Here is a 7069-nt window from a genome sequence, read left to right as displayed (position 1 = left end):
CACCAAGATAAGTTGACATAACTCAATCTCTACCGAGGGGCGAATTTACACCACATCTCGGACTTGATCCAGGGATAGGCGATATGGCACAGATTATATATCTGAAAAAGCATTAAAAATCCTAAACATGAATTCCACGGATGGATTGGTATATGAACACATTGTGCCGAAGACAAAGTTTATAAACAACACTTGCGAACATATGGCTATGGCGGGGAATGTTTCTATAGAGTCGATCTTTGAAGTGCTAGATAAGTATCTGTGGACCGCAACCATCACAAGTTCAGAAAATCGACTGCTTCCGACAGCGAGAAATATGCCATCTGGGTGGGATGGAATTAATATTTTCGCCAGATACGAATCGGCGAATATTTCGCTACTGGCGCATGACAAGACCTATTTGTTTGCTTCCAATTCGGCACAGTGATACTCGATAATGTCCTGAATATTTCCCCCGCATACAAATCGTCGCACATGAAAGGAATGGTGGCTATCAATGGACCAAAAGCTTTCTGTTGCAATTGTTCGATCCATCTATCGTGATATTATGTCCCGGTATGGCTTGGATGGATACTTTCAAAACATTCCCCCACGGTCAAAAGCACGCATATTGGAGACCTGGGTTCAATTGGTCTCAGAAGAGCTTCATAAGTCTGGGGTTATAAGCAATGTCTGCGAGCCGCTGAATGTCGACGAAATGGATCTGGCGGATGTCATAGACCGCATCAACTACTTCTCGTCAAGTGGGGACGATATATAAAGAAGGATATCTGTTTTCCAAAGCCATGGTTGAAGTAAAATGCTGAAGCCAAATGTCACGCACCACGCTCTTTATAAGTGTGGATTGTGCTGTTGAAGAGGTTGTTTCACTTTACGCTTGATTGAATGCTCAAGGTCTGAGAAACTACGATACGAATAGGGTTTCACGTCTCCAATCCTCCGTTACACATACAGAATGTACATGAGGATTTCGGACCGAGGATCCTCAACTCCAACAAGGACTTGCACCTTCATAGCAAGATGTGATATGGGTTAAGATTCTGGTCCATATTTTTTTGCGAGGAAGAAATGAAAGACCACCGGAAATGCATGGTACAATATGACGGGAATTGGTGGGATATAAAAAATTAAGAGTATGACAATTGTATCAGGAAGGTGGTTGTATGGTGAATACACGCCGAGCGTTGGTCAAGCAGTTTACGGACACCTATTTGAATGAAATCGAATGTAATAGCCTACTCGAAACTCATTGGCCCTTGTTACGTTCACTACTTCCACCTAAATGGTGGTATGACGCATCGCCGATTCGACGCTGGATAACGTATAGCCGTTTTCCATCATATACGACTGCATTAACCCTTTTGGGGGAGGAGCTGCAACTGATATCGGACTCCTTCCCCTCTTCGTACAGGGATTGGATTGGCAGCATCGGCGTGCCTGGGGCGTTCTGGTCCAAAAGATTCGAGTCCATGGTAATATTTCTTCTTTTGCGTTCAGCGCTGCCCGTGGATTCAATTGAACCAACCGACCCAGGATCAAAAAATGTCCTTGACATCAAATTGTCGGATGGTGTTGAGACGGTTTTTGTCGAATGTACGTCTCTTCGGAATGCTGATGATGAATCTGGGATCAACGAAGCTTCTTTTGGAATGGATTACTTTAATCATCGATTTTCGGAAATCAAGGGCTCATATCACGTAACGTGCAATGTCATGCCAGATTTGACGAATAAAGAAGAAATAGATAGATTTGTTGTAATGTTCCGGTACTTCATTGAAACCCATCGACCACAGGAAAAAATTAAATGGTCAAGTATCGATGGCTTCCCCCATGACCGCCTCACACCAGGTTTACCTGCGGCCAGAATTACCCCCGTACCCGGCAACACCTGCGTGACCATCGGCCACGCAGGGCAATCCGGATTTATGTCTATGTCGAACACACTTCGTAATGCGCTTCAGCGAAAAATAAAGCAGGTGCGAGACTATGATGGTCAGAAAATAATTATGGTAGATGGCTCTTTCAACACTGGTGCGTTCATATCGAATGCTCTTGGGGTGAAGACAGATGTCCACGATGCGCTTGAAACGGATAAACAACAATGTGTGTCCGTCGTTACATTATCGCAAATGGATATCACGTCACCCGAACGCATTATAACTCCGTACGCTTTCATCGCTCCATGGGCTAATATATCGTCTACCAAGTTAACCCAAAGTATTCTCGTTGCATGCAATCAACAGCCAGAGCAATTGCAGCGGCTGAAGAGTAAATAATCCGTTAAATCGGCTTGGAGTATTCCAATTGGAACGTTGAACAAAGATTTTATGCCTATACAAGAGGGGGTGACGACTATGTTTGCGCAGAATGACAAGCCGGGAGATATCCTGCTTCGAGATTGGATTGATTACATCCATAATAAGGCGGGGCAGGAACAATGGATTACGGTCTATTCGAGCAACAGAGGGGAGTGGGGAGCAACTTACTTCTTCTGCGCTCTGATTCCGAACTTGATGGTGGAGGATTCACTAAACAACGAGTCGTGGGACTTACATTTTGACAGAGGAAGACCGGGATGTACGCAGTATCACGACTTGGATGGAACAGATACGGTGAAGTATCACCGATTTGGTCATGATAACGGGGTTGAACCTCTGATTCACTGTCGGGATTTCTATGGTATGAGGAAAGACTACGTAGAAGTCTCAGAGGAGTTTCGATTGTTTCATAACCTCTATTACGATAAGGCAAATAGCAAGTTCATCCAAATCAGTGAGAGCGGCACCGAGGAGGATGTAATTCTAGTTGAAGATGACCGAGTACGAATCAAGCTAAAGCCGTTGAAACAATTTCTGTCTATAAAGGATATGCACCTTGCGATATTTTTTTCCATCGACCGCCATTCCGATAGGACACTATCGGAACTTGGCCTGACGGAGGAGCGTAGGACTGTGAGGGAGGGAAATATTCTCTACTTCTATTTTGTCGGGGAACAGAAGTTTTCCATTTCCGATGACAAACCTATGTTTTCGAGGATAGAAGGGAAAAAGCTGATATCGGGGATGGCTAAGGAGAAGAGTGGGATTTGGCCATACGAGGATGAAGATGAATTTGAGAATTTTATAATCGATGTGGACGAAAATGGTGATCCGCAATCTTACACGTGTGATCCGGACGAATTGGCAAATTACTTTGGGGCGAATCCCGATGCGCCCAATTATTTGACCCCTGTGTTCTTTAGGCGAGATGTTCTTACAAAGTATTACTCTAAACCTGACATTTACTCTGTAGACGACGGTTATCTCAGATGCGGCGGACTATGGGGACTTCGGCTGGACAATAATCATCAAACTCATGTCATTGTGTATTTGGGGGATCTTGGGCGAGATTTGCCTGCCGCAGAACGAGTGTACTGGAAGAGTTACAATATACCACCTGATGGTAAAATCAGCGATGTAAACTGGAAACGCAGCCTTCTGGACGAGTTCACAGACCCCGAAAAGGCAGACCTTGTTTTCAAGTATCAATTCAACATCTTGCAAGAGAGATGGCAGGGGAAATTTGGGTGGGTGCTGTTCAGACCACTGTCTGAGGAGGACCAACACAATTTCAAAACTTTAAGAATACCGGTTTCTGACGACCAATCTGAATTTGATCAACAGTCAATGTCACTTACAAAGGTTCTTGTGGACTCTCTAAATGAAGAGGAGATAAAGGAACAGATTCAAGGCGCAGTTCCCAGAGATACAAAAGGAATCTCGAAGCTATCATTGTGGTTACAGGAACAAGGGTGTCATGATGCTGAACCGCACATTAAGTTTCTCCGATCCCTTCAGGACTTGCGAAACGGAGCCGGTCACAGGAAGGGAGATTCCTATGCAAGAGGAGCAGCCTACTTCAGCATAGGTGAGAAACCTCTAGCAGTGGTTTTTGAGGGGATATTGGAATGTGCAACAAATTTCTTGATGTACTTGCAAAACAGGATATTGCAAGAACAGAAGTAGGTTGAGGCTTATGGTGAGGGATTACGCTTCACCTCCAAAGAACGCTACGATTTTTCGCATTTACAGGCTGCGGAAAGCACCCAAAAGAAGCTGACAAGAGCTGGTGTATTGAAAGGGAGGCACTACAATGAGTGACGCTTCACGTGTCGACAAAATTGTACGAGCGCTTGATGCATACTGGCGATAAAATCCTGAATTGAGGCTCGATCAGCTAATTTTCAATTTGCATGCGACAGGCCGAGAATCTTCGGACACTCAGGCAGATATTTTTTACACCAGCGATGCCGAATGGCTTAAATGGCTCAAGAAGTACACCCAAATGAAATTGACCTGCGATGACGCTGCCATCGCAATACACGGACAATGTAGTGGGACTTTCCAGACGTTGGCGTACGTTTGCCCATGTTCCTGATGTGGACTGTTTATGAGCGGCCAACACCGCACGCTTGATTGATCGTTCAAGATCCAACATACTCGTGTCCAAAGGCTTCACAGACCGAGACCTCCTCAATTATCTTGTTTCAAACCTGAATCGTGTATTTAAGGATTTCGGACCGAGGAGCGTCACCTCCACCAGCGACTTGCACTTGTATAGCAAGATGTGATATGGGCCTGCATCCTGGTCCGTATTTTTACAGAAAGAAGAATTATCTAAATAGCACTGATTCGACACGTGGTATAATATGGGCATGAAAATGAATGTGCGTGGTTGAAGTGTCCTAGAAGACTGTAGAAAAACCCCATATCGATTGGCAGCAGAAATCCCTCAAACGCCATATGTGACAAATGATCAAACGGCGATGCCGTCAGGACGTACGTATGATACACCTGCCGTTGTTATAATATGGCGTTTTTCCACTATTGAAGTATCAATCGGGAGTGGGTTCTTGGTGCGATTTTCTCAACGTAAGGGATTTACGCCAACTAAAGATAAAATACAGCTTGAGTCGATGGACGATGCTTTGCGAAATGCGCTGTGGAATTGCTTATGTAGCTATTTTTGGGACACCGAGTTACGTTCGAGAGAATTTCTCTACCGAAACGAGGATAACTATATTCTTGTACAGTGGATCTGGACAGATTACTTTAAGCTTTCAACCGATCTCATTGATTCAAGATGTCGAGTTATATACGGGTATCTGCGCAAGTATTTCTATGAGTGTCAGTGGTATGCAGCATACGATTTCATCGAATTCATGGCTCGGCTCAATATTGAACCCTTCATTGAGAGTTGTAACAATGCACTCGCAAAAGAAATGTCAGGCTATCGACTTGTGAACAACTGCATCGTTGACATTACCAGTGACGAGGAACTACAGGCAATTGATCTTGCTCTAAGGGACACTACGAATTTAGCCGGGGTGAACAATCATGTACGTCGTGCGCTCGAATTACTATCAGATCGAAAAATGCCAGATTGGCGGAACTCGATTAAGGAATCGATAAGTGCCATTGAAGCTATATGCGTTTTAATCGACGGAAATCCCAAAGCCACACTAGGACAGGCACTAAATAGAATTGAAAAGGCATCCATGGTCAATCTACATCCCGCTCTAAAGGAAGCCTTTTCAAAACTGTACGGATACACCAGCGATGCGGACGGTATCCGACATTCTCTCACAGAGGCGCCAACTATTGAATCTGAAGATGCGAAGTTTATGTTGGTGGCCTGCTCTGCGTTCATCAACTATTTGCTGCCAAAAGTTTCACGAGCCGGGATTACTCTATGATTGTCAAGTCATTTAATAAGACCCTTGCGAACACCGTAACTGTCTGTTGTGGGAACGACATTCTGCGCTCACGCAGTGGAGGTTTGAGTGCACTTAGGGTGTATCCCGATTGCATTTAACCAGCCACGAGGCAGTCTAATTCTCTGCAGTACGGAACTTGTTTCCGCCGAACGACTTTTTCTAACACCTACGTGTAAGTGCAAGACATGGAGGCTAGGCAAATGTCCACAAGCGGTCCCAATTCAACCGATATGGTCATATAAGGTGGATGTGGGGGATTTCGACGATTCTTGCAAACTATAACTGGAAGTAGCGGGCATTACAAAATATCGAGTATCGGAGGTGTGATCAGTGTCATCGAATAACCTAGCAACATTGTCTCAAAAAACCATCGATGAACTCTTGTACTATCTTCTCGAGGTTGCCATTCAATGCAGTGACGAAGAGGCAATACATTGGACAAAGCTTGAATTGGGTGGATATACAAAAGAGAATTCGGAACTGCGTGAGACTGATAAAGTCCCTGCCTACCGCACGGTAATTGGTCAATACTATGATGCGTATAATCGTCCAATCGGTGTAGCAGATTCACGACTAGCATTTCTCTTGGAATATCCTATTCGTGATTCGCTACCAGAGTTACAAGCATACTCTGAGAAAGACGGACTTTTAGAAATCCAGGATTTTAAGCGATTTGAACTTATTGCAGAGAAATTCAGCGTACGTCCTCATTGTTTTCGTTTTCCCGTAACTGCGGTATCAGGCATTTTAGGCGCAATACGTACGCAAGCTCTGGATAAAATCCACAACTTAAGGATCTCTGAACCTTTGGGGACAACCAATGATGATACGCTTAATGGTTTACACTCTCGTGTAAAAGAAGTGGCCGGGAAATTATTTCAGGACGGGCACTATAGACAAGCAATTCTTGACACCTACATTGCCCTGGTGGAACAAGTAAAAGCCAAATCGGGTCGATATGACTTAGATGGATCTACGTTGATGCAGCAGGTATTCTCACCTAAATCACCAAAAATCATTGTTTCGGACGACTCTGACGAACAAATGGGGTATATGTGGATGTTTTCGGGAGCCGTAATGGGAATCAGAAATCCTAAAGCACATCGGTTGATACAACAAACAGACCCACAGAAAACCGTTGAATGGCTGAGCTTTGCCTCTGTTTTATTCAAAGTTCTTGATGATGCTCAAGTTGCAGGTGGAACTCCATAACATAGATGTCTGTATCACATAAGGGCATTAACGGATCAAGTCCGAGATGTGGTGTAAATTCGCCCCTCGGTAGAGATTGAGTTATGTCAACTTATCTTGGTG

5 protein-coding genes are annotated in these 7069 nt (G+C 44.3%); 4 read left to right on the top strand and 1 reads right to left on the bottom strand.

Annotated features, from left to right (window positions below; all coding sequences use genetic code 11):
- The first annotated feature begins 1166 nt into the window (after positions 1-1166).
- Positions 1167-2276: a hypothetical protein gene (locus AYW79_RS14815; RefSeq protein ID WP_067567554.1), complete on the top strand. Its 1110-nt coding sequence runs from the start codon at positions 1167-1169 to the stop codon at positions 2274-2276.
- A 78-nt stretch (positions 2277-2354) separates the two neighbouring features.
- Complete coding sequence (locus tag AYW79_RS14810) at positions 2355-4004, top strand: hypothetical protein (RefSeq protein ID WP_067567551.1); 1650 nt, start codon at positions 2355-2357, stop codon at positions 4002-4004.
- A 211-nt stretch (positions 4005-4215) separates the two neighbouring features.
- Here the strand turns inward: AYW79_RS14810 and AYW79_RS14805 are convergent, their stop codons facing one another.
- Positions 4216-4497 carry a hypothetical protein gene (locus AYW79_RS14805; protein WP_067567548.1) on the bottom strand — a complete coding sequence of 94 codons (282 nt, stop codon included), beginning with the start codon at positions 4495-4497 and terminating at the stop codon, positions 4216-4218.
- 256 nt (positions 4498-4753) lie between these two features.
- On the opposite strand from AYW79_RS14805, the gene AYW79_RS14800 reads away from it, so the two are divergent.
- Together AYW79_RS14800 and AYW79_RS14795 are read left to right on the top strand one after the other, a co-directional pair.
- A complete protein-coding gene (locus AYW79_RS14800; RefSeq protein WP_197461058.1) occupies positions 4754-5734 on the top strand; it encodes an AbiJ-NTD4 domain-containing protein in 981 nt (326 codons plus the stop codon).
- 351 nt (positions 5735-6085) lie between these two features.
- On the top strand, positions 6086-6967 hold the full coding sequence (locus tag AYW79_RS14795) for a TIGR02391 family protein (protein ID WP_067567542.1): 882 nt from the start codon (positions 6086-6088) through the stop codon (positions 6965-6967).
- Positions 6968-7069 lie beyond the last annotated feature (102 nt).

This window comes from Ferroacidibacillus organovorans, assembly GCF_001642725.1.
GTDB lineage: Bacteria > Bacillota > Bacilli > Alicyclobacillales > SLC66 > Ferroacidibacillus > Ferroacidibacillus organovorans.
This window is presented reverse-complemented; position numbering and strand designations above follow the sequence as displayed.

Excerpts from the sequence above, each read along its gene's own strand:
- AYW79_RS14810 (WP_067567551.1), top strand. The coding sequence starts at position 2,355 with ATGTTTGCGCAGAATGACAAGCCGGGAGATATCCTGCTTCGAGATTGG.